At 32.3% G+C, this 23,179-nt stretch carries 19 protein-coding genes, 2 tRNA genes and 3 rRNA genes; 4 read left to right on the top strand and 20 right to left on the bottom strand.

The window, feature by feature from the left end:
- Positions 1–430 precede the first annotated feature (430 nt).
- The 8 genes from rrf to BGS43_RS09060 form a co-directional block, all read right to left on the bottom strand.
- Positions 431–547: ribosomal RNA gene (rrf, locus tag BGS43_RS09100) — 5S ribosomal RNA — on the bottom strand.
- Between the two features lie 334 nt (positions 548–881).
- Positions 882–3,788: ribosomal RNA gene (locus BGS43_RS09095) — 23S ribosomal RNA — on the bottom strand.
- Positions 3,789–4,478: 690 nt separating this feature from the next.
- A tRNA-Ile gene (locus BGS43_RS09085) sits at positions 4,479–4,555 on the bottom strand.
- Between the two features lie 8 nt (positions 4,556–4,563).
- A tRNA-Ala gene (locus BGS43_RS09080) sits at positions 4,564–4,639 on the bottom strand.
- 102 nt (positions 4,640–4,741) lie between these two features.
- Positions 4,742–6,254 (bottom strand): 16S ribosomal RNA (locus tag BGS43_RS09075).
- The 16S, 23S and 5S rRNA genes sit together here with 2 tRNA genes alongside, the layout of an rRNA operon.
- Positions 6,255–6,731: 477 nt before the next feature.
- Positions 6,732–8,369, bottom strand: a complete 1,638-nt coding sequence (locus BGS43_RS09070) for a methyl-accepting chemotaxis protein (RefSeq protein ID WP_002824828.1) — start codon at positions 8,367–8,369, stop codon at positions 6,732–6,734.
- Positions 8,370–8,436: 67 nt separating this feature from the next.
- Positions 8,437–9,201, bottom strand: a complete 765-nt coding sequence (locus tag BGS43_RS09065) for a hypothetical protein (protein WP_002824827.1) — start codon at positions 9,199–9,201, stop codon at positions 8,437–8,439.
- Entirely contained in the window at positions 9,170–10,393 is a 1,224-nt protein-coding gene (locus BGS43_RS09060) for a hypothetical protein (RefSeq protein ID WP_096569480.1), read from the bottom strand. The genes BGS43_RS09065 and BGS43_RS09060 overlap by 32 nt, the downstream gene beginning before the upstream one ends.
- 280 nt (positions 10,394–10,673) lie before the next feature.
- Here BGS43_RS09060 and BGS43_RS09055 point away from each other — a divergent pair, with 280 nt between their 5' ends.
- Positions 10,674–11,258, top strand: a complete 585-nt coding sequence (locus BGS43_RS09055) for an IMPACT family protein (protein ID WP_002778421.1) — start codon at positions 10,674–10,676, stop codon at positions 11,256–11,258.
- A 31-nt stretch (positions 11,259–11,289) separates the two neighbouring features.
- Here BGS43_RS09055 and BGS43_RS09050 read toward each other — a convergent pair whose 3' ends face one another.
- From BGS43_RS09050 to BGS43_RS09020, 7 genes are all read right to left on the bottom strand, one after another.
- Complete coding sequence (locus BGS43_RS09050; RefSeq protein WP_002778419.1) at positions 11,290–11,667, bottom strand: hypothetical protein; 378 nt, start codon at positions 11,665–11,667, stop codon at positions 11,290–11,292.
- Positions 11,668–11,717: 50 nt separating this feature from the next.
- Positions 11,718–12,053 (bottom strand): hypothetical protein, encoded by a 336-nt coding sequence (locus BGS43_RS09045; protein WP_004284883.1) that lies wholly within the window; start codon positions 12,051–12,053, stop codon positions 11,718–11,720.
- Positions 12,043–13,620 carry an ABC-F family ATP-binding cassette domain-containing protein gene (locus BGS43_RS09040; protein ID WP_002778415.1) on the bottom strand — a complete coding sequence of 526 codons (1,578 nt, stop codon included), beginning with the start codon at positions 13,618–13,620 and terminating at the stop codon, positions 12,043–12,045. Before BGS43_RS09040 ends, BGS43_RS09045 begins: the two co-directional genes overlap by 11 nt.
- A gap of 77 nt (positions 13,621–13,697) precedes the next feature.
- Positions 13,698–13,955 (bottom strand): hypothetical protein, encoded by a 258-nt coding sequence (locus BGS43_RS10270; protein ID WP_002783102.1) that lies wholly within the window; start codon positions 13,953–13,955, stop codon positions 13,698–13,700.
- Positions 13,956–13,959: 4 nt separating this feature from the next.
- A complete protein-coding gene (locus BGS43_RS09030; protein WP_002778410.1) occupies positions 13,960–14,166 on the bottom strand; it encodes a hypothetical protein in 207 nt (68 codons plus the stop codon).
- A 49-nt stretch (positions 14,167–14,215) separates the two neighbouring features.
- A complete protein-coding gene (locus BGS43_RS09025; RefSeq protein WP_002778409.1) occupies positions 14,216–14,569 on the bottom strand; it encodes a hypothetical protein in 354 nt (117 codons plus the stop codon).
- Positions 14,570–14,820: 251 nt separating this feature from the next.
- Positions 14,821–15,243, bottom strand: a complete 423-nt coding sequence (locus BGS43_RS09020) for a hypothetical protein (protein ID WP_002778403.1) — start codon at positions 15,241–15,243, stop codon at positions 14,821–14,823.
- 166 nt (positions 15,244–15,409) lie between these two features.
- Between BGS43_RS09020 and BGS43_RS09015 the strand changes: the two genes are divergently transcribed.
- Positions 15,410–15,619 carry a transcriptional regulator gene (locus BGS43_RS09015; RefSeq protein ID WP_002778401.1) on the top strand — a complete coding sequence of 70 codons (210 nt, stop codon included), beginning with the start codon at positions 15,410–15,412 and terminating at the stop codon, positions 15,617–15,619.
- Between the two features lie 60 nt (positions 15,620–15,679).
- Positions 15,680–16,636 carry a membrane protein gene (locus tag BGS43_RS09010; RefSeq protein ID WP_002778400.1) on the top strand — a complete coding sequence of 319 codons (957 nt, stop codon included), beginning with the start codon at positions 15,680–15,682 and terminating at the stop codon, positions 16,634–16,636.
- Between the two features lie 4 nt (positions 16,637–16,640).
- Here BGS43_RS09010 and BGS43_RS09005 read toward each other — a convergent pair whose 3' ends face one another.
- Both BGS43_RS09005 and BGS43_RS09000 read right to left on the bottom strand, forming a co-directional pair.
- Positions 16,641–17,213: a YceI family protein gene (locus BGS43_RS09005; protein ID WP_002778399.1), complete on the bottom strand. Its 573-nt coding sequence runs from the start codon at positions 17,211–17,213 to the stop codon at positions 16,641–16,643.
- Positions 17,214–17,287: 74 nt separating this feature from the next.
- Positions 17,288–17,650 carry an HIT family protein gene (locus tag BGS43_RS09000; RefSeq protein ID WP_002778398.1) on the bottom strand — a complete coding sequence of 121 codons (363 nt, stop codon included), beginning with the start codon at positions 17,648–17,650 and terminating at the stop codon, positions 17,288–17,290.
- Between the two features lie 110 nt (positions 17,651–17,760).
- Between BGS43_RS09000 and BGS43_RS08995 the strand changes: the two genes are divergently transcribed.
- Positions 17,761–18,441 carry a putative metalloprotease CJM1_0395 family protein gene (locus BGS43_RS08995; RefSeq protein WP_002778397.1) on the top strand — a complete coding sequence of 227 codons (681 nt, stop codon included), beginning with the start codon at positions 17,761–17,763 and terminating at the stop codon, positions 18,439–18,441.
- Between the two features lie 18 nt (positions 18,442–18,459).
- On the opposite strand, the gene BGS43_RS08990 is transcribed toward BGS43_RS08995, so the two are convergent.
- Genes BGS43_RS08990 through BGS43_RS08980 form a run of 3 tightly spaced genes read right to left on the bottom strand, consistent with a single transcriptional unit; the run spans position 18,460 to position 23,169 of the window.
- Positions 18,460–19,164, bottom strand: coding sequence for a tetratricopeptide repeat protein (locus tag BGS43_RS08990; protein WP_002778396.1), 705 nt, complete (start codon positions 19,162–19,164; stop codon positions 18,460–18,462).
- Positions 19,161–20,993, bottom strand: a complete 1,833-nt coding sequence (locus BGS43_RS08985; RefSeq protein WP_002783117.1) for a dynamin family protein — start codon at positions 20,991–20,993, stop codon at positions 19,161–19,163. The genes BGS43_RS08990 and BGS43_RS08985 overlap by 4 nt, the downstream gene beginning before the upstream one ends.
- The gene (locus BGS43_RS08980; RefSeq protein WP_002778389.1) at positions 20,983–23,169 is read right to left on the bottom strand and encodes a dynamin family protein; all 2,187 of its coding nucleotides are present in this window, start codon (positions 23,167–23,169) and stop codon (positions 20,983–20,985) included. Before BGS43_RS08980 ends, BGS43_RS08985 begins: the two co-directional genes overlap by 11 nt.
- Positions 23,170–23,179: the final 10 nt, after the last annotated feature.

Below are 23,179 nucleotides of genomic sequence, written 5' to 3'. Positions count from 1 at the left end.
CTAACCAACTCAAACAAACCAATGAATATAACCTAACTGATTAAATTAAATAAATTAATAAACTAATCAAGCAACGACTGATAAAGTGTTTAACTAAACCAACAAAAGCATAAATCAATTAAACTAATGATTGAATATAAAAATAATAAGTTGTAGATAAGTAAAAGCATTATACAAAGCATTCTAAGCTGATTAAATACAATTAGAACTAAAGCATAAATCAATCCAAGCCAATTAAACATAAACATAAAAGAACAATGAATACAAAAACATATTTAATTAGCATAAAAACAAATTCAATCAATAAAAAAATAATTAATACAATAATAGATTTAATAAACATAAAAAAATAATTAAATATAAAAACAACGATTGACATATAAAAACTAAGATTTTAAATCTATAAGAATAAGATAAAGAAGAATTAACAAGTCCGCAATGAGCTACTTTCCCCCTGCCAGTAAGGCGTAGTATCATCACCCACGATGTGCTTAGCTTCTTGGTTCGGGATGGAGCAAGGCGTTTCCACATCTGTATAATCACGGACATTGTTATTTAAATATTCTTTGAAAGATTTAACTTAAGAATAAAGCTTTTATTTTTTATTCTATTGTTTTATTTTTTTGCTTTTCTTCTATTCTTTTTTATTTTTCTTTTTTTGTTTTTTAATTTTTACTTTTATCTTTTAAATCTTATCTTTCATCTTGTCAATGAATCAAATCTTTACTCTCTTTGATAAGTTTTTATATAGAATACTTAAAAAACAATGTTAAGAGCAAGTTCTAATATAAACCCTACTTGAAAGATTTCTATATCACTTTAAATCAATATTACTATTTAAAGCTTTAGTAAAAACCTTAACAAGGAAGTGATGCTTTATTAAAGATAAGCCAAACGCTCTATTAGTACTGGTCAGCTAAAGGACTTTCATCCATTACACACCCAGCCTATCAAACTAGTAGTCTTCTAGAGAGCTTAGAGAAGATTCATCTTAGAGTTGGCTTCACGCTTAGATGCTTTCAGCGTTTATCCTTTCCAAACTTAGCTACGCTGCGATGCTCTTGGCAGAACAACAGCTACACCAGTGGTTTGTTCAACCCGGTCCTCTCGTACTAGGGTCAAATCTCTTCAATCTTCTTACGCCCACGGCAGATAGGGACCGAACTGTCTCACGACGTTCTGAACCCAGCTCGCGTACCGCTTTAAATGGCGAACAGCCATACCCTTGGGACCTGCTCCAGCCCCAGGATGCGATGAGCCGACATCGAGGTGCCAAACCTCCCCGTCGATGTGAGCTCTTGGGGGAGATCAGCCTGTTATCCCCGGGGTACCTTTTATCCTTTGAGCGATGGCCCTTCCACACAGAACCACCGGATCACTAAGACCGACTTTCGTCTCTGCTTGACTTGTATGTCTTGCAGTTAAGCTGGCTTATACCTTTATACTCTACGAACGATTTCCAACCGTTCTGAGCCAACCTTTGTAAGCCTCCGTTATTATTTGGGAGGCGACCGCCCCAGTCAAACTACCCACCAGACATTGTCCCACTTGAGGATAACTCAAGCTGGTTAGCTACCCAAATAAGAAAGAGTGGTATCTCAACAATGGCTCATATACAACTGGCGTCATATACTCAAAGCCTCCCACCTATCCTGCACATTCTTATCCAAGTAGCAGTGTCAAGCTGTAGTAAAGGTCCACGGGGTCTTTCCGTCTTGCCGCGGGTAGGAGGAATTTTCACCTCCACTACAATTTCACTGGATCCCTCTTTGAGACAGCTCCCATCTCGTTACGCCATTCATGCAGGTCGGTATTTAACCGACAAGGAATTTCGCTACCTTAGGACCGTTATAGTTACGGCCGCCGTTTACTCGGGCTTCGATCAAGAGCTTCGCTAATGCTAACCCCATCAATTAACCTTCGAGCACCGGGCAGGCGTCACACCCTATACATCCTCTTACGAGTTAGCAGAGTGCTGTGTTTTTGGTAAACAGTCGGGAGGGACTCTTTGTTGTAAGTTTCCTTGCTTTCGGAGTAAATCCTAATACAAAGCTAACCACACCTTATACCGAAGATACGGTGCTATTTTGCAGAGTTCCTTAAAGAGAGTTCTTCCACGCGCCTTAGAATACTCATCCCACCCACCTGTGTCGGTTTACGGTACGGGCAACATTAGCTAAACTTAGAAACTTTTCTTGGCTCGACGGCATCAGGGGTTCTTCTATCCATCCGAAGACTTCAAAAAGCCTTTCAGTTCTCGGAGTATTGTTATACGGATTTGCCTGTATAACCTCCTACGACCTTAGACTAGCACTTCCATCCGCTAGCCCCCTTAGCCCTAAGCGTCCTTCCATCGCACACTAATGTTGGTATTGGAATATTAACCAATTTGCCATCGTCTACCCCTTTCGGACTCGACTTAGGACCCGACTAACCCTACGATGACGAGCATCGCGTAGGAAACCTTGGGTTTACGGCGTTAATGATTCTCACATTAATTATCGCTACTCATGCCTGCATGCTCACTTCTATTCGCTCCAGCACTCCTTACCGGTATACCTTCGACGCAAATAGAACGCTCTCCTACCACTTAGTAAACTAAGTCTACAGCTTCGGTACTTACTTTAGCCCCGTTATATTTTCCGCGCAAAATCACTAGACCAGTGAGCTATTACGCTTTCTTTAAAGGATGGCTGCTTCTAAGCCAACCTCCTGGTTGTTTAAGTAACTTCACATCGTTTTCCACTTAAGTAAGATTTAGGGACCTTAGCTGGTAGTCTGGGTTGTTTCCCTCTTGACGACGGATTTTATCACTCGCCGCCTGACTGCTGTGATTACATATAAGGTATTCGGAGTTTGATAGGGTTTGGTACATTGGTGTATGCCCTAGCCCATTCAGTGCTCTACCCCCTTATATTACGACACAACGCTATACCTAAATATATTTCGGAGAGAACCAGCTATCACGAAGTTTGATTGGCCTTTCACCCCTATCCACAAGTCATCCCGGGGCTTTTCAACGCCTATGGGTTCAGTCCTCCACTAGTTCTTACACTAGCTTCAACTTGCTCATGGATAGATCACTTCGTTTCGGGTCTGCAGCATCTGACTAAGCGCCCTATTCAGACTCGCTTTCGCTACGGCTTCGCGTTTGCTTAACCTTGCCAGACACCACAACTCGCAGGCTCATTATGCAAAAGGCAGTCCATCACCCTGTATTGCTACATAGGGCTCTGAATGATTGTAAGCAAATGGTTTCAGGTTCTATTTCACTCTGATCACCTCAGTTCTTTTCACCTTTCCCTCACGGTACTTGTGCACTATCGATCTGGTATTAGTATTTAGGGTTGGATCGTGGTCGACCCAGATTCAGACAGGATTCCTCGTGTCCCGCCCTACTCAGGATACTGCTGGCTAAGGTTTGTTTTTCGCATACGGGACTATCACCCTCTATGGTTATACTTTCCAGAATGTTCTGCTAAACTTACCTCTTGCACATTGCAGTCCTACAACCCCCAGTGCAAGCACTGGGTTTGCCCTCTTGCGCTTTCGCTCGCCGCTACTGACGCAATCTCTATTGATTTCTTTTCCTGAGGGTACTAAGATGTTTCAATTCCCCTCGTTCGCTCCTATATAGGTAATGTATATCTCTATACATTGGGTTGCCCCATTCGGAAATCTACGGATCAAAGCTTCTTGACAGCTCCCCGTAGCTTATCGCAGTCTAGTACGTCCTTCATCGCCTTTACCAGTCAAGGCATCCACCATTCGCTCTTAGTAGCTTACCTTTTTTACCTTCTTTAGCGTCAAGGCAAAGCCTTGACTAAGAAGCAAGCTAAAGGCCTACCCCGCCAACCTAAAAGATATTAGGCTGATAAAGTAAGTTAAAGACTAATAGTCTTTCTTGCTTCTTCTGCTAAGAATATGCATAAAAGTTAGATATAATCTAACTTCTACCTTTTTTATTGATTCTAAAACGCATCACTTCCTTGTTAAAGTTTTTATGATAAGACTTCATTATCTTAAGACGGAAAGCATTCAAACACTTAATATAAAACTAAATGATTTAGTCTCAACTAAGCAGTGAGTTTGAAACTTGTCTTTAATTTATAATCCTTAAATCTAATATTCTCTTTATTATAAAAAATAAAGATAGTTAAAAGATATAAATAAAACCAAAGAAAAGATAATTGAGTTTTATCCTTTAACAAGTCCTGTAAAATTGTTTTTATTAAAACTTGCTTGTGACTCTTAACAATGATAATTATAAAGAACATTTAGGTTTAAAACCTAAAGGAAGTATATATATTAACATAATCATTATAAATATAAATGCATAATGTATATGCTACTTATATCTATTAAAGTATATTCTTTTATAGTTAAAGATAAAAATAAATCTAAGTATAGAGTTTATATTTAATCTATTTTATATACTTGCTTTAGATTTTAAAGCTTCTTTATTCAAATCTTTTTTATGGTGGGCCTAACAAGACTTGAACTTGTGACCTCACCCTTATCAGGGGTGCACTCTAACCAGCTGAGCTATAGGCCCTTAATAAATGGTGGAGAATAGCGGGATCGAACCGCTGACCTCCTGCGTGCAAAGCAGGCGCTCTCCCAGCTGAGCTAATTCCCCATAAATAATTAGCTTTATCATCAATCTTTGAAATCTAAACAAGAATCAATTGAGTTTATATATTGAAGTAATAGTTGTGAGACTTATTACTCTGTACTCTAGAAAGGAGGTGATCCAACCGCAGGTTCTCCTACGGTTACCTTGTTACGACTTCACCCCAGTCGCTGATTCCACTGTGGACGGTAACTAGTTTAGTATTCCGGCTTCGAGTGAAATCAACTCCCATGGTGTGACGGGCGGTGAGTACAAGACCCGGGAACGTATTCACCGTAGCATGGCTGATCTACGATTACTAGCGATTCCGGCTTCATGCTCTCGAGTTGCAGAGAACAATCCGAACTGGGACATATTTTATAGATTTGCTCCACCTCGCGGTATTGCGTCTCATTGTATATGCCATTGTAGCACGTGTGTCGCCCTGGGCATAAGGGCCATGATGACTTGACGTCGTCCACACCTTCCTCCTCCTTACGAAGGCAGTCTATTTAGAGTGCTCGGCCGAACCGTTAGCAACTAAATACGTGGGTTGCGCTCGTTGCGGGACTTAACCCAACATCTCACGACACGAGCTGACGACAGCCGTGCAGCACCTGTCTCTAAGTTCTAGCAAGCTAGCACCCTCTTATCTCTAAAAGGTTCTTAGGATATCAAGCCCAGGTAAGGTTCTTCGCGTATCTTCGAATTAAACCACATGCTCCACCGCTTGTGCGGGTCCCCGTCTATTCCTTTGAGTTTTAATCTTGCGACCGTACTCCCCAGGCGGTACACTTAATGCGTTAGCTGCATTACTGAGATGACTAGCACCCCAACAACTAGTGTACATCGTTTAGGGCGTGGACTACCAGGGTATCTAATCCTGTTTGCTCCCCACGCTTTCGCGCCTTAGCGTCAGTTGAGTTCCAGCAGATCGCCTTCGCAATGGGTATTCTTGGTGATATCTACGGATTTTACCCCTACACCACCAATTCCATCTGCCTCTCCCTCACTCTAGACTATCAGTTTCCCAAGCAGTTTAATGGTTAAGCCATTAGATTTCACAAGAGACTTGATAATCCGCCTACGCGCCCTTTACGCCCAGTGATTCCGAGTAACGCTTGCACCCTCCGTATTACCGCGGCTGCTGGCACGGAGTTAGCCGGTGCTTATTCCTTAGGTACCGTCAGAATTCTTCCCTAAGAAAAGGAGTTTACGCTCCGAAAAGTGTCATCCTCCACGCGGCGTTGCTGCGTCAGGGTTTCCCCCATTGCGCAATATTCCCTACTGCTGCCTCCCGTAGGAGTCTGGACCGTGTCTCAGTTCCAGTGTGACTGATCATCCTCTCAGACCAGTTAAGCGTCATAGCCTTGGTAAGCCATTACCTTACCAACTAGCTGATACTATATAGTCTCATCCTACACCGAAAAACTTTCCCTACTCAACTTGTGTTAAGCAGGAGTATAGAGTATTAGCAGTCGTTTCCAACTGTTGTCCTCTTGTGTAGGGCAGATTAACTATACCTTACTCACCCGTGCGCCACTAATCCACTTCTAGCAAGCTAGAAGCTTCATCGTTCGACTTGCATGTATTAGGCACGCCGCCAGCGTTCACTCTGAGCCAGGATCAAACTCTCCATAAAAATTATAGATAGTTTAATCTTTTTCTTCAAAGAAAAAGTTATGAAAGATTAAAAGAAAAACTTTTAATCTTTTTAATTATTAGATTGAATAGATTTTACATAATTACTTATGCCTAAATCTTTCTGGCTCAATCGATCACTTATTTAGATTTCAAAGATTGACTAATAAGATTTGAATAACAATACTAAGTTAAAAGAACAAAACAAAAAATCATTTATTATATGTAAATAAAGTTTAGTAATAATAAAGTTTTATAAACTTAAATTGCTTTAACTAGGATTAAAGATTAATTTAAAACTAGAAACATAGTGTTTATAAAATCTTAATTTAACTTTAGTTAACTTTAGACTATAATTTAAAGATCTTAAGTCCTTTTCTGAAAAAGGAAATGAAAGTATAACCAATTAAGCTTAAAGGAGGATTAAATAAGGCTAGAAATTTAGCCTTATTTTTGGGTGGTTGGGGGTTATAGGTGCTTAGAGCTTGAAAATAGCTATTTCAGCTTGAAGATTATCCGAAATATTTTTTAGTTCTGTCATTGCATTTTTATTTTCACTAACCGCTTGTTGAGTTTTAGAAGAAATATCTGCCACTGTTATAATTTTTTCTTCAATTTCTTCCATTAATTTTACTTGGGCGGCTACCTCTTGATTTACCTCTTGTGCTTTAAAAAGACTGTCATTAGCTTGTTTGTAGATTAAATCCACGCTATCTCTTACCTCTTCACTTAAACTTTTACCTTGAGAAATCAATGGTATAGACTCTTCTATAACGCCTACTGTTGCTATCGTTTCTTCTTGAATTTGTTTGTTAATTATAGCAATTTGATCTGTTGCCCCGCCTGTTTTTTCAGCCAATTTACGAATTTCATCAGCAACGACAGCAAAACCTCTACCTACATCTCCTGCTCTAGCAGCTTCTATGGCCGCGTTTAGAGCAAGTAAATTAGTTTGATCTGTAATCTCGCTAATAAGTTCTGTACTTGTTCCTATATTCTTAGCATGTTCGCTAAGCAAGGCAATTTGCTGAGAAACTCTAGAAGAATTGCTTGCGATATATTCCATTTGAGAAGCTGTATCCTCGGCATATTTTTTATTATTCTGACAAACTTGAGTGGTATTTTTTGAATTTTCTTCTGTTTCTAGAGCCATTTTGGAAACATTTTGTGTTTTTTGACTGATTTCTCGAATTTTAAGAGCAGATTCTCTAGAAGTTTCACCTTGAAAAATCACTGCCTTTTCAGTTTCACTTATGCGATCTACCACCAAATCAGCTTTGTGGTTTAACTCATTAGAAATAGTAATCATTTTTTGAACTATATTTCGTAATTGATTTTGCATTCTAGCAATAGAATAAAGTATACTTTGTTTATATTCTGTATGAATTGGCTGTGTTAGATTTCCATTAGCAACTTCGGTGATAATTCTATTTACATCTCTTGGTTCACCACCTACAGATTTTTTAATATATCTCACTATCAAATAAGCAATAACTATAGAAATAATTAAAGCAATTATAATGATACTCATCATGATAAATTGAAAGGATTTGCTTTCTAAAAGTGCTATTTGAGTTAATTCTTGATTGGCTGACTCTTCATAATCAATCAATTTATTTGTTTGAGCCAACCATAAAATAAATTCTGGTCTAGCAGAATCTAAAACCATTTTAGTTGCTGATTGAATATCATTTTTCTTCACCACTGTGTCAATAATCTTTTGATAAATTTGCACGGTATTTTTCTTAGTTTTTGCAATATCCTCTATCATAGAGCGCACATTTGAATCACCACCACTCTTAGCTACAATATCATTTAAAATAAGCTCAGCTTCTTCATAGTCTTTTTCTAATTTTTGTATTTGAGCTAAAGTTTTTCTTAAGTCTTCTTGATCTTGCGCTAAAACGACATCACGAATTAAAATCGATCTATCATGAATACTTCCCCTAAAATTAATCGCTTGACGAGAAATCAAAGCGTTTTCCTCTGTTGCTGTTGTAAGTGTTTTATTTAAAAAATTCACTTTAGCTATCGAAAAAATAGCTATAAACAGCATAATAAAAATAATCAAAGAAAAACTTAAATACAATCTTGCTGAAATTCCTAAGCGGTTCATTATTTTGTCCTTTTATTTAATATTTACATTCAAATTATAGCAAATTTATATTAAAAATTAAAGTATTCTAAATTTTAGAACATTGAGTTGCACCGTTTATCATTATCATTTGCTTGTTGAAATCTTGAAATTTAGGTATATAAGCAAAACCACTAAGCGGATTGACTATAATACAAATTTGATTTGCCTGTATTGAGCTTAAGCGTATGATACAGTCTTGATTAGTTTTAGCTAAATTTTTATCATAAACACCTTGAGAAGTTCGCAAAGGAGAATATAATCTTCCTCTTTCATCAAAAACTATCCTTGTAGAACCCCTACACGAACCTTTAAATTCTACTTTTTTTATACCAAATTTTTTAAAAATATTAAATCTTTGAGTAGTCTTACTATCGCTCTTATCAATAACTCCACTTTGTCCTGAATTCATTAATTTTTTGGGGTTTATAATATCTACAGCAATTTCACGATCAATATTGATTTCAGTTTTTCCTAAATTAGCGTTTCCATCACCATTTTTATCTAAAAATATCGTATAAGTTTGCTCATAATTTGTTGCTGCTGAATTGATAAAATATAATTGCCATCTACTTTTATACCACTCTCTTTTTGCCACTGCTAATTCCAAATCCCTAAAACTCTCTTGAGTCATTGCTAAAGTTCTTACATAGCGTATGTCATTAAGAATTTGCTTTGCACCTTGCATGAGTCTATCTTGTTTTAGATTGATTTGTGCTATGGAAATCACAAGGCCTAAGATTAAAACAACTAAAACTAGCTCAAAAAGCGTAAAAGCATCACTAGTATCTTTGGATTTGATAAATTTTTTCAAATTTTCCTAGCTTTATTGTAATATTTTTTTTATTTTTATCAAGCTGGTCTTTATTTTTAATACTTTTTAGATAAAAAGTATTACTATCTTCAATACCATAGAATTTCAATCTTGGCTGCAAAGATGTGCCAACTCTTAATTTAAAAATTTCTTGTTTTTTAAGCTCTTTGCTTAATTCTTTAGCAAAGTGATAGTTATTAGCAAAATTATATTTTGGATCAGAAACAAAATAATATAAAATTTGATTTCCTATGATAACAAAATAACAAAATAGTAAAAAAATGATAGAGCATTCTATAAAAATTTTATATCTTAATCTAAATTGCGGTAAACGCACCCTATAACTTGCCATCAAGGTTTTAATAAGTAGCGGAGTGCAAATCACACAAAATGGCAAAAAATCCTCCAAATAAAGCTTTTGCCTCAAAGAAAGCAAGGAACAAAAAATAAAGGTTACGCTCATTAAAAACCATAGTAAACTTTTTTGCTCTTTAAAAGTTAAACGATAAACTACATAAAAAAAATAAATAAAAACAAGCGGCGAAAAACAAGCGGCGAAAATTCCCAAAGTATCCAAAAAATATCCTCTTGGACGCCCACCTGTATCAAAACCATAAAAGCTTATGCTCAAACCAAAAAGTACAAGGGCCAAAGTCAATAAAAAAGAATTTCTTTTATAAATTCCAAAAAAGAAAAAGGTTAAAAATAAAATATTAAAAGACTTATCTACAAATAAAGCTAAAATCAAAAGCGGATAAAAAATCCATTTTTTTTCATATTCATACACACAAATTATAGCTAGCGTTAAAAAAATCACTATAGAGGCTTCATTTACCAACAAAGCACTTGCAACCGTTCCTGGCAACAATACAAAAAGCAAAAGAGATAAGAAGCTATCAAAATGAGTTTTTGTATATTTTAAAGCCAAAATATAAAGTAAAATACAACTTAAAAAATGAAAAAATAAAATAGGAATTCTTAAACCAAAGTCATTTTGTCCAAAAACAAAAGTTCCAAAATGTGTGAGATAATAAAGCAAACTATGATTAAAAAAAAGAAAACTTCCTTTTTCTTCAAAATAAATTTTAGCCTCATCAACACTAATGCTAAGGGTTGAAATTCCATAAAGCAAAGCAAGTAAATCAAAAGCAAGTAAAAGAATAATAAGCTTATAATTTTTGATTTTTTCCATAAATTTGATTTTACAAAATTAAACTTAAAATATCAACTGATGTAAATTTCAAAAAATAATCCCATGCCTAATGTATAAAATAAAAATATTTTTATAAAAAGCCAATCTTGTAACACCCCATTTTATTTCTTTTATAACTTTTGAATGAATTCATAAATTTTTGACTTGTTTTTGACATTTCTTTCCTTAATTTTTGTAAAATTATAGTATATTTTTAAAAATTTTATTAATACATTATATTTTACCTTATTTAATCATAATACCAAATAAAAAGGCGAAAATGCAAACAATTGATCAAATTTTTCAAGCACAAATTGAAATTAAAAAATCTACTTTTTTATCCTATCTTTGCCCTTTTAAAGATTTTAAAAATTTGCTTGTAAATTTAAAAAAAGAACACCCCAAAGCCGTTCATTTTGTTTATGCTTATCGAACTTTAAATGAATACAATCAAATCATAGAAGATAAAAGTGATGATGGCGAGCCTAAGGGCACTTCAGGCATACCTTCTTTAAATGTTTTAAGAGGGTATGATCTTGTCAACACTGCAGTCATCACTGTAAGATATTTTGGTGGCACCAAACTTGGGACAGGAGGACTTGTAAGAGCTTATAGTGACGCGGCAAATGCAGCGATTAACAATGCCTCCTTGCTAACTTTTGAATTTAAAAAAAATATCAAAATTGCCATAGATTTTAAAAATCTCAATCGCTTCGAACATTTTTTAAGAACTCACTCTTTGGAATTTGAGCGAGACTTTAAAAATGAAAAAGTGATTTTAAGCTTAAATTTAAACGAAGAGGAAGAGCAAAAGTTTGAAATCTTTTGCGCCCAATTTACACCTTTTGAAATAGAGAAATTATAATCTATCTTAAAGCCTCGTTTGAGGCTTTAATTTAAATCGCGTTAAGTAAATCACCTAAAAGACTACTGTCTTTATTTTGTCCATTTGCATTTTGATTTAAAAGATCATTATGCACACTCGCACTTTGAGCTTTTAAAGAAAGTTCGCCCTCGTTTTGCCTAAAACGATAAGCATACATGCTTGACATTTGTGCGTATTGAGAGGAATTAGAATTTGAACTTTGGGTATTGTTTTGTAAATTTTCTTCCGTACTAGAAATACCCGAATTTTCCTCTAATTTACTTAATATATCCATAAAATCAGAATCAGAAGTCGAAGAATAATCTTCTACTTGCTTATCCACCTGCTTATACTGACCACTAATCGCATCATATTCATATGAGCTAATAGTTTTATAACTTACTTGCATAGCTTTCTCCTTTCAAAATATGCAAAAACTATACAAGCAAAAAGTGTTCCTTAATCACCATGAGTTGGTAAATGCTCCACATCAAGTTCATTATCTCTTATAAATTCTTCTTTTGCTCTCTTGCAATTTTCATCGCGTATTTTACGATATTCATTGCGTATGGTGATTTCTTTGTCGCTTAAAGGTCTATCTTCTAAAAAACTGATATGAAAATAAGTATCATCGCTTTTTGAATAAGTATTGTAAAAATCTATATAATCAAAATAATCCTTACCATTGTCAAATTCCACTACTTCTTCTATATAAATAGTAGGTCCAAAGCCTTTATGATTTTGGGTAAAATGTCCAAAGCCTGCGCTATACTGAATTCTAAATTTAGCCATCATTTTCTCCTAAAAATTCTTGGTAAGTTCCACGAAAATCAGTCAGTTCTCCATCTTTTAAGTGCCAAATACGATTAGCAAAAGCAGAAACCAGCTCCCTATCGTGACTTATACAAAGTGCAACACCCTTGAAATTATACAAAGCTTCACCAAGGGCTATGATACTCTCAAGATCCAAATGGTTATCAGGCTCATCCAAAAGTAAAAAATTTGGGCGCTCTAGCATCAAACGCGAAAGCATTAAACGATGTTTTTCCCCTCCGCTTAAGCTCGCTGCCATTTTCTCTTGATCACTACCACTAAAAAGCATTCTACCTAAACACTTTCGAATTTCATCCAAATCTTTGAATTTTTCACTCATAAGCCATTCGTAAAGTTTCAAATTTTCACAAATTAAATTACTTGTATCTTGAGGAAAATATCCAAGTTCTATAGTCGCTCCAAGGTGTATAGAACCGCTATCAGGAGCAATAGCATTGGCAATGATTTTAGCCAAAGTTGACTTACCTACACCATTTGCACCAATTAAAGCAATTTTGTCATTTTTTTCGATTTTTAATTCTAAATTTGAAAACAATTCTTTATCATAAGCCTTACTAATACCCTTAAGCTCTAAAACTTCATTTCCTATTTCACGATTTGTTCTAAAAACTATACTTGGATCCCTGCGACTTGAAATTTTAATCTCTTCAAGCTCCAATTTCTCCAAAGCCTTTGCACGACTTGTAGCTTGTTTTGCCTTAGAAGCATTCGCACTAAAACGGCGGATAAAATTTTCTAATTCTTCTCTTTCTTTTAAAGTTTTATCGCGCTTAAGTTCAGCTTGTTTAGCTAAAAGTGTTGAAGCCATATACCAATCATCATAATTTCCCGCAAAATCACGAATTTGTTTAAAATCTACATCTAAAATTCTTGTACAAATTTTATTTAAAAAATGCCTATCATGAGAAATCACCACCAAGGTTCCCTCATGTCTTAAAAGTTCATTTTCAAGCCAAGAAATTGCCTCTAAATCAAGGTTATTTGTAGGCTCATCTAAAAAAAGTACATCTGCTCCTAAAAACAATACTTGCGCAAGCAAGACTTTAAATTTGTCTGCGCTTTGCAAGGTGCTCATCAAAACATCAAAATCTTTGATTTTTAAAGAGCTTAAAATTTTCTCACAACGCGTTTCACAATCATAATTAGGATCCTCTTCAGCCGTTATTATCTCAAGCTCACCTAAACGCTCATTGATCTCATCAGTAAATTCCTCGCTCATATAAAGCTTTTCTTTTTCTTTTAAGGCCTCATATAAACGCTTATTTGCACACATCACTGCATCTTTGATGGTGTAGTTTTCAAAAGCAAATTGATCCTGTCCTAAAACTGCAATTTTCAAGCCTTCATCAAATACTATTTCACCACTACTTGACTCAATTTCTCCTGAAAGAATTTTTAAAAAAGTCGATTTTCCTGCACCATTAGCTCCTATTAGTCCGTATCTTTGTCCTCGAACAAGCTTTAAATTAACATTTTCAAATAAAAGCTGATTTGCAAAACGCATAGTAAGATTTTTTACTTCAACCATGATTTTCCTTAAATTTTTTACTTATAAAAATTTTTAAGAAATTGTAGCGAAAAAGGCTTGAATTTTTAATTTTAAAATTAAATTTTTTGATAGTTAAAAATAAATTCTATAATTTTATTATAATTTTGTTTTTTAATTTTTTTATAGACTAAAAATAAATCTACTCCCCACCAAATAATGCCCAATAATAGAAAAATTCCAAACAACCCGAAAAAAATTTCAGAAATATCCGAGTTAGAATCATTTTCATAGCTAATTCCTAGTATCAAAAATAACACACAAGGAAATAAAGATAATATTATACGCAATATTCCTAATGCATAGTCTTTTATCATAAATCTATCGATTGCCAACCAACCTAAACTTAAAAAAACCACATATCATACTCATAATTAGAGGTTTTATAGGATCTTGAAGTCTTAAAAATACCAAATTTGATAAAGCTTCTTTTTTATTTTGTAATTGTTCAAACTTAAGCTTTAAATTGAAAAAATCTTCTTGATTTATTTTATCTTGTATATTTAAAAGAAAAACATTATAATCCATATCCAGTCTCCTTAAAATTAACTTTTTAAGGCATTTTTGCCTTAAAAAGTTATCTAGTAATTTCTACATATACCATACCATCATCAGTATATCTAGCAAAATACTCGATCCAAGCATCCCATTTGTAAGGGCGAGAATCAATACTTCCATTTGCTTTTACTTGAGCTTTACAATACTGTGTTTTACTTTCCTTATCGGTTAAATCGCTCATAAAACCACTATAAGTAAATTTCAACTTTTTACGATCAACCTCAGAAAATCTACCAAAATTGTGTTCTAAAATAATCTCAGTTAAAACATTTTGTACATCTTGATCACTACATTTTGGAATACCGTTACTACAAGCACTCAAAAATACTGCCAAAATTCCAACAAACATAAATTTCGCATTAAAACATTTCATTAATTTCCTCCTTTTTTGTTCACCTAAATAATATTTTAGTTTCTATTCATCTGTACCAAGTTCACCATTTTACTTGTAATCTCTAAAAAAACCTGTGCAATATTTGGAGCAACAGACAAAATATTTAAAAGCAATTTTCTTTATTGCTTAAGAATTCTAAATCTCACTTGCCACAAAAACAAAATTTACTAAAAACTTAATAAAAATATTTTGCAAACTTATTTTTGATTGTTTTTCATAAAAACTCGAAATTATTGTATAATATTTGCAATCTTTTCAAAATTTTGTTTTCTTAATTTTTTACCCACTAAAAACATATCTACAATCCACCAAATCCAATTAACAAGCCACAACAAACCATATATTATCCCTAAAGCACTATATGTAATCATTAAAATACCACAAAACATAGCTACAATTGTAATTCCCAAGCGTATAAGCCCTAAAACCCAATCTCCTATCATAAAACGACCCACTCCAAAAGCACCAAATAAAAAAGTCCCTACCCAAAATACTAAAGCGGGACTTTTTAGTTTTATCATTGGAAGCTGTGCTACTACTTCTTTTTGTTTATCCTCATTTAAGCGATCAAATTTCTCTTTTAGCATCACGGTAGATGTTGCATCTTTTGGCAATTTATCGCCAATGCTGAAAAGAACCGAATTGAAATCCATAACTACTCCTTGAAAATTAAAAAATATCTCGAATTATTCCATACTATAACTTAATTAATATTGAAATATTAAATATATTTTATATAAAAGATTGAATATTTCAAGTGTTTTTAATAAAGAAATTTTAATGTAAAATTTTTTAAAGGCTAAATTTTTGAGGTAAAAAATGACAAAAAAGAGCAAGCGTGATATGGCATATGAACTAGACATTGATGTTAGCACTTTATATAATTGGAGAAAATACAAACCCAATTTATATCGTATTGTTATGCTTGGCTTTAAATTTGATGAACTTTTAGAAAATAGCAAAAAAACTCATGAAGAATTGCTTCATATAGAACAAACCATACAAGATGAAATTGCTAAATTTAAATAAAATCCGCTTTTAAGCTTTTTTCTATACAATTATCACTTTTATTAAAATCAAGGATTTGAAATGTTTTTATTAGATTTTTTAATATCATTGAGTTTTATTTTTGAAATTTCAGCTCTTGTGCTATCCTTTTACTTTAAAAATTCAAAAATTTTCTTTTTGACTTTAGTATTACTAGGAGCTAAGTTGCCTTATTTTTATACAAGTTTTTTTCAAGCTAATTTATTTGTGGCTTTGTTTTTACCTATGATTTTTACTCTATTTTGCCTTGGAAAACATCATGTTTTAATTTTAAATAAAAAAAATATCGCCTCAATTACAACCCTTATTTTTATAGGTATTTTAAGCATCATTTTACCTAGAAATACTACTTTCAATAGCGCTGGTTTAGAATTCCATTTTATTACATTAAATTTTTTTAAACCTGTGAGTGAATTAGGATTTTTATTTTTTTTAGTCGGCTTAATACTCATTTTTATCAAAACTTTTAAAACTAAAGAATATTATCTTCTTATCGCATTTTTTGCTGCATATTTTCAGTTTTTATTCCAAGAAGGAACAGGAATAAGATATTTTGAATTTGCAAGTTTGGTTTTTTGTTTTTATCTTTTAAATTACGCTTATAGGTTAGCTTTTTTTGACACCTTAACAAAGCTACCCAATGAAAAAAGCCTTACACGCTTTACAAAAGGAAAAAACAACTATATCATTGCCTTGCTTCATTTTAATGAACTAAAAGATACCAAAGAAAGCTATACCAAACTCATTTTAAAACAAATTGCAAAAATTTTAAAACGCTTTAGAGCAAAAATTTTTATCGTAGAAAATGATTTTATTTTAATTTTTAATGATAAAAATCAAGCTTTAAATCATCTTGCTTTTTTAGAATCCACCTTGAAAAACACGGAATTTAATTTAGAAAATGAAAATTTTAAACCGGATTTTAAATTGATTTGGCAAGAAAGTGAAGAAAATTTGGATAAAAATTTACAAAGTCTAAGAGCAAGACTCTTAGACTAAAAAATTATTTTTCGTTCGCTTCAACTTCGATATTTAAATTAATATCATCACTTAAAGTAATAGTTGAAGTACCTGGCGCAAAGTTAAAATCAGAGCGTTTGATTTTACCATTTAAAGAAAAACCTACTTTTTCTTTTCCATCTTTACCCTTAGCTGTACCGCCGATTTCAGTATCTAAAACCACATCTTTAGAAACGCCTGTTATGGTTAAAGTTCCTGTCATTTTACCCTTTTCGTTATCGATTTTTTCATATTTTTTCATTACAAAAGTCATATTAGGGAATTGTTTTGCTTTGAAAAAATCATTTTGTTGTAAGTGATTATCTCTTGTTTGATTGTCTGTATTTACAGATGCTACTTTAATTGTTGCTTCAAGTTTTTTAAATTCAAAACTTGCAGGATCAAAGTCAATTACCGCATCATAATCTTGAAAATTTCCTTTTACATTGCTAATTTGCAAATGTTTAATTTTAAAACCTACATCAGTGTGAGTTTTATCTAAAGCATATTCTTTAGCAAATAAACCTGCACTCAACAAAGAAGCTGCAACAAGAGAGCTTAATAAAATCTTTTTCATTTTTTTCCTTTTTTTGTATTTTTATGTAAAAAGAATTCTAATAAACAAAAAACAATCAACCATTAATGATAATTTTAGTCCATTTTATTTTTAAGAAAAATCACAAATTCATCAAAACTAGGCAAATTTAAGTCTTTTAATTCTCTTTGCTGCTTGCCCCACATACATTCTGGAAAAAAAGCATCCTCTTTAAATCTCGCCATTATATGAAAATGTACCCTTGGAACATAGTTTGCAAAAGAAGCAATATTGATTTTTTCAGGTTTGTAAAATTCTATCATAGCCTTTTCACATCGCAAAATTTTGTCAAAAATTTCTTTTTGAAGTTCATAGGGGCAATCGCTAAATTCTTTATAAACTTGCTTGGTAAAAATTTTAATCCATGGCACTTGAGCTTCCTCTTTTTCGATATAAATCAAGTCATTCTCATAAATCATTAATCTTCCTTTAAAATTGTATTGATTGTTATTTTACAAAATTTATCAAAATTTTAAGTCAAAATGCGTTAATATTGTCTAAAATATACAAAAAAAATAAAGGAGGAAAAATGCAAATTGGCTTAAATTACAACTATGCTAGCAATTCCTCTTATTATGATAAAACACAAAAAAATAATGCCGAACAAGAAAATACAGAAAATACAAACTCACAAAATAAAGACTCAAAACAAAACAATGAACAAACTCAAATGATAAATGGCGTTGAGCTTACCATACAACAAGCACAACAAGTGCGTGAGCTTCAAAGTATAGACAGAAATGTAAAAGCTCACGAAGCAGCACATCAAGCCGCTGGAGGTGGTTTAGCTGGAGCTGCAAGCTTTAGCTACACAAGAGGACCTGATAATCAAATGTATGCCACAGCAGGTGAAGTTCCTATAAGAATGCAAAAAGGAAGGACACCTGAAGAAACTATCGCCAATGCGCGTCAAGTCGTTGCAGCAGCCATGGCGCCTGCTGATCCTAGTCCGCAAGATTATAAAGTCGCTGCAAATGCTCTAAAAATGGAATTTGAAGCAAGAGCTGAAGCAACAAAACTTAAAGCGCAAGAAGCACAAGAGAAAAAAGAAGAAAACGAAGAAAAGCAAGAAAATCTTGATATAAATAATCAAGATTCTAAAGATAATTTCGAAGAAACACAAGCAAACAAAGACTTTAAAAATTTCATTGGCAAAATTTATCAACAAAATTCACAAAATAATCCAATCAATTTTAGTTTAGTTTCTTAAAATATTTTTGATGACATTTTAATAAATTTCTATATCTTGAGAATTTAGCTTTCTATAAGCAGCACAAGCTTCTTGGTGTTTTTTATCGCAAGCCATACCTAAATATCTCTTAGCCTTTTTCAAATCTTTTTTCTCAAGCTCATAATAACGTCCGATCAAATAACAAGCCTCTGCAAAACCTAAAGTACAAGATTTAGAATAAAAAGCCAAAGCTGATTTAAGATTTTGCCTTACAAGCTCTCCTCTTTCATACAAAAAGCCTAATTTATAGCAAGCTCTAGCGTCTTTTAAATCGCAAGATCTTTTATAAAAATGCGTAGCCATTTGACCATCTTTTTCATCTTCATAAACCAAACCCATATGATTACAACTTGAAGATTCACCTAAATTACAAGCCTTGTTAAATGCCAAAAGGGATTCATTAACATAACCTAGATCTTGTAAGGTTAAGGCCATATTAGAACAAGCCTTAGTCAAACCGAGTTTGCAGGATTTATCATAAAATTTACACGCTTTATCAAAATCTCTTGCAACTCCTTGAGCATTTTCATTCATATAGGCTAAAGAAAAGCAAGCTCTAGCATTGTCTTTTTCGCAAAGTCTTTCAAAAATTTCATATGCTTTTACAAATTTATTTCCCTCATAAAGCCTTAAAGCATTATCTAAATCATTCACAGCAAAAAGAGTGTGAAAAAATAAAGATAAAATGAAAAATATCCTCATAAATTTTCCTTCAATACACTTCTGACTTCTAAAATTTGCTCTTTGCGTTTTTGTAATTCTACTTTTTTTAAGTCTAAAATTTTATTTTTTTCTTGAATTATATTTGTATTTTGTTCTAAAAAATGATTAGATATTTTTACTAAAATCGGTTTATTGATAAGCAAAGCTTCAAATTCATAAGCATTAAGCTCAGTTAAAACCCTTTCATAAATTTCACTCTTTTTAGGATAAAAAAGCGTAAATTCGGAACTATCTAGCTCATAAAGAACTCGACTTTCATTGATTTTTCTACTGAAAAATGCCAAGCTTAATTTTGTAGCGTTTGCATAATTTGCAAAAGCTTTGAGATTTAACTTTTCAAAAAATAAATCCAACTCTAGCAAACTTTTAAATAAAAGCTCTTTAAAGTCTTTTAAAAAGTACTCATCGCTTGCATTGCAAAAAGCCCTAAGTTCGCTAAAATTTTTATCGCTTTGCAAGATATTATCTTTTTGTATATTTGAAAATTCAGCTTTAAAAAGCAAAATGTCTTTTTCTAAATTGTCTATAAAATCTTTCAATTTTTGTTTTATTTTTTCAAATGATTCGTAAATTTCATTTTTGATTTTTTTAAATTCTTTATTCATTATATCGCTGTTGTAAAACATTGCCAAAAAAGCATCATCGCTCGAAATAAAAGGAGCTTTATAATCGTATTTTACATACAAATCTTTTTTCAAAAATCCCTTGGCTTCTTTATAAAAATGAGCCTCTTTTTCTTTAATGCAATTAAAAATTTCACTCGCAATTCTTTCGCCAATGCTTTTAAGCTTATTTAAAATTTGATGATTTAAAATTTGAACTTCTTTTATAAAATCATCAAAAGAAGAATTTAATTTCTCTTGATAAATTTGAAATTGATTTGCAAGCTTATCAAAAATATCCACAAAAAGCCTATTTTCATCCTCTAAAACTTGACATAAATGAAGCATTTTTCTCTTTGTAAATTTTTGTTTTAAGGCTTTCTCATCTAAGTTATCTAAAAAATCTAACAAAAGATTAAAATTAGATTCTTCATATTTTGTTTCATCTTTTGCTTCCTTGCAAGAAATGGCAATTAATTCTTTAAAATATTTAGAAAAAACTGTTTTGGCATAATTTAACACATTTTCTAATTCTTGAGCGCTAAGCTTATCTTTTTGATTTAACACACAAATGCTATTTTCACCCAAAAGCTCCAAATTTGCCTTTATAGCATCTTCTTCGCTCTTTTTTCCTGCATTATCGATCAAACTTAACCAAATTGCCGCGTGGATATTTTGGAGCTCCTTTAGGGTGGTTAAAGTATCATCTTCATTAGCATTAAGCCCTGGAGTGTCCACTAGGGTGATTTTTTTAAGCAAAGGTATGGGTGCAAAAATATGCAAACTTTTTGTTTCTTTTACATTATTTCTTTGATCTGTGTATTTTGCCAACTCCTCTATATGAGTGATTTCATCACTTCCATCTTGAAATTCAACTCTTAAAAAATACTCATCCGCATAACGCAAAAAAGTGGGTTTAAAAGTAACAGGCACTACTCCAGTAGGCAAGCATTCTTTTTTTAGGATTAAATTCAAAAGGGTTGATTTTCCACTTGAAAATTGTCCTATGATAGCAATATTAATATTTTTATCTAAAGAAAAACTCAATTCTTCAAGCTCTTGAATAAGATTATAGCTTGGGTGCATGAAAGGCTCATTTAGTTTTTTACACAACATTTTAATTTGCCCTTCAAAACTTTTATCAAAATCTATATTATAGGCATCTTCATAAGCCTTTATAAAATGATTTAAAATATTAATTTGCATTCATAAGCTCCACTTCAAGCTGTTGTAATTTTGCAATTTTTTCCAAATTTCCCTCATAAGAAAATAAAATGTCAGCATTTTGATTTTTAAGATTATTGATTAAATGTTCAATACTCGCTAACTTTTCTTTTTGCAATACTTCATAATTTTTCATTCTTTCATTCAAGAAAGCAAAAAAGGCGCCATTGATATCCAAATCCTTTAATATAGCACCTATATTAAAACTTTCAAAAGTGCTAAAAATCACTTCTGTTAATTTTGTTTCAAGCTCAAATAAATCGACTTTGGTAGAGATAATTTGCTCGATTTGCAGTCTTAACAATGCAAATTTTTCATCACTAAAAATATTTTCTATCTTTTTAGAAATTTCATCTTTAAAGCCTTCAAATCCATTGTCAAAATCATCTTTTAAGAAATCATATTTTAAAGCCAAACTTGTTTTTAATTCCTCTATTTTTTTAATATTTTCAAATTTAACTTCTCTTAAAATATCATTAATACCATCTTTAACCGTGATATCTATCATATTTAAAATACGATTAATGTTAATTTTTTGGGCTTTATCTTTTAGATATTTAATCTCATCAATCAAACGCTCTTTGAGCTTTTTAGCCAATAATAAAACAAGATTATCCACCCCATTTTCAAAATTTTCAAGATTTAAAATCGAATTTGAAATCTCTTCTTTTGCCTCCTTAAGCGCTTCTTCTTTAGCCTTAAATTCCAATAAAAGTTTATCATTTTCTTCGCTTAAGCCTTGCCCGTCTTCTTTTATAAGCTTGTTTTGCATTTCATATTCATTTAAAATATTTCTAAGCTCTAAAAGCAATTCTTTTTTATAGGCTTGTAAAATAATTTTACTTTTTTCTCCAGAATAAAGCTCATTAAAAAGATATTCCTCAAATTCTTTCATGCCACTTTTCTTAAAGCTTTCTTCAGAAGATAAACCCTTGTAAAAATCACTTGCCATTTTTGCGCTTACACATAAAAAATCTATCTTTTCTATCAAATGCGTGTCAAAATTTTCAAGTCTAGCCTTAAGACTTTCTTTGGTGTAATTTATCACTTCATCTAAATCTTTTTGGCTTAACAAATCCGCCTTGGTAAGGACAATTAAAAATTTGCTAAGCCGAGAATTCAATAAACAATGGATTAAAAATTCAGCATCTTTTTGTGTTAAAGCTTGAGAAGCATTCATAAGATGGATTAAAAAATCGCTTTCTTTAAGATACTCATTAGTTAGAATTTCTCTTTGCACGACTATATCATCAAGTCCTGGAGTATCCACTATAGAGATATTGTTTTTTAAAAATTCCAAATTGCTTTTGATTTCTATCTTCTTAATAAGAGCAGAAATTTGGTTTTTAGCAGAACTAAACTCTTTAAGCTCCTTTAGATTGATTTTTTGTGTTAAAGCCTTATCTTGAACATATTCTTTAATATCGATTTTTAAAGCAAGCTCATCGATGAATTCTTTAAGCTCCTTGCTAAATTTGGAACTTTTTAATATATTATCCCATTCTTGAGTATCCCAAAAATAAATCACGGCCTCTTGAGTATTGCCATAGCTTAATAAAGTCAAATTTGCGGTTTCAGGGATATTAGAAACCCCCAAAAAATCCTCTTTTAAAAGCGCATTAAGCAAGCTTGATTTTCCTGAATTCATAACACCTGTTATAGCTATATTAAATTCTAATTTTTGAAATTTCTCTAAAGTCTTTTGAAGTCTTATTTTGCTATTTTCATCAAAACTCAATTGACTAAGTTCCATATTGATATGATTAAGCTCATTAAAACCACTTTGAAACAAAGCTTTTTTATCGATACTTTGAACTTGAATATTTTGTATATATTCTAAAATTTCAGCATTGTTTGAAATTTTTTGCAAAATTCGCAAGGCTTTTAATAAATCTTGTTTAGGTATAAAACCCTCCCTAAACATATTTAAAACACAAATTTGAGCTTTTTGAATGCTAAAAATATCTACTCTTAAATCAATTTTTTTACAAATATTGCTAAATTCTTTTAAGAGAAAATATCTTTCATAATTATCCTTATTAACACTCAATATGATAGCAAGTTCGGAAACATCAAGAATATTTTTATCTTTAAAGCTTGCATTAAAATCTAAAAGCTGGAGTTCATTTTGCCAGAGTTTTTGGAGTAATTCTTTCATAATTTTCCCC

The sequence above is a fragment of the Campylobacter sp. 110 genome, from assembly GCF_002383965.1.
GTDB classification, from domain to species: Bacteria; Campylobacterota; Campylobacteria; order Campylobacterales; family Campylobacteraceae; genus Campylobacter_D; species Campylobacter_D coli.
Note: the sequence above shows the minus strand (reverse complement) of the source record. Positions and strands in the feature narration are given on the sequence as shown.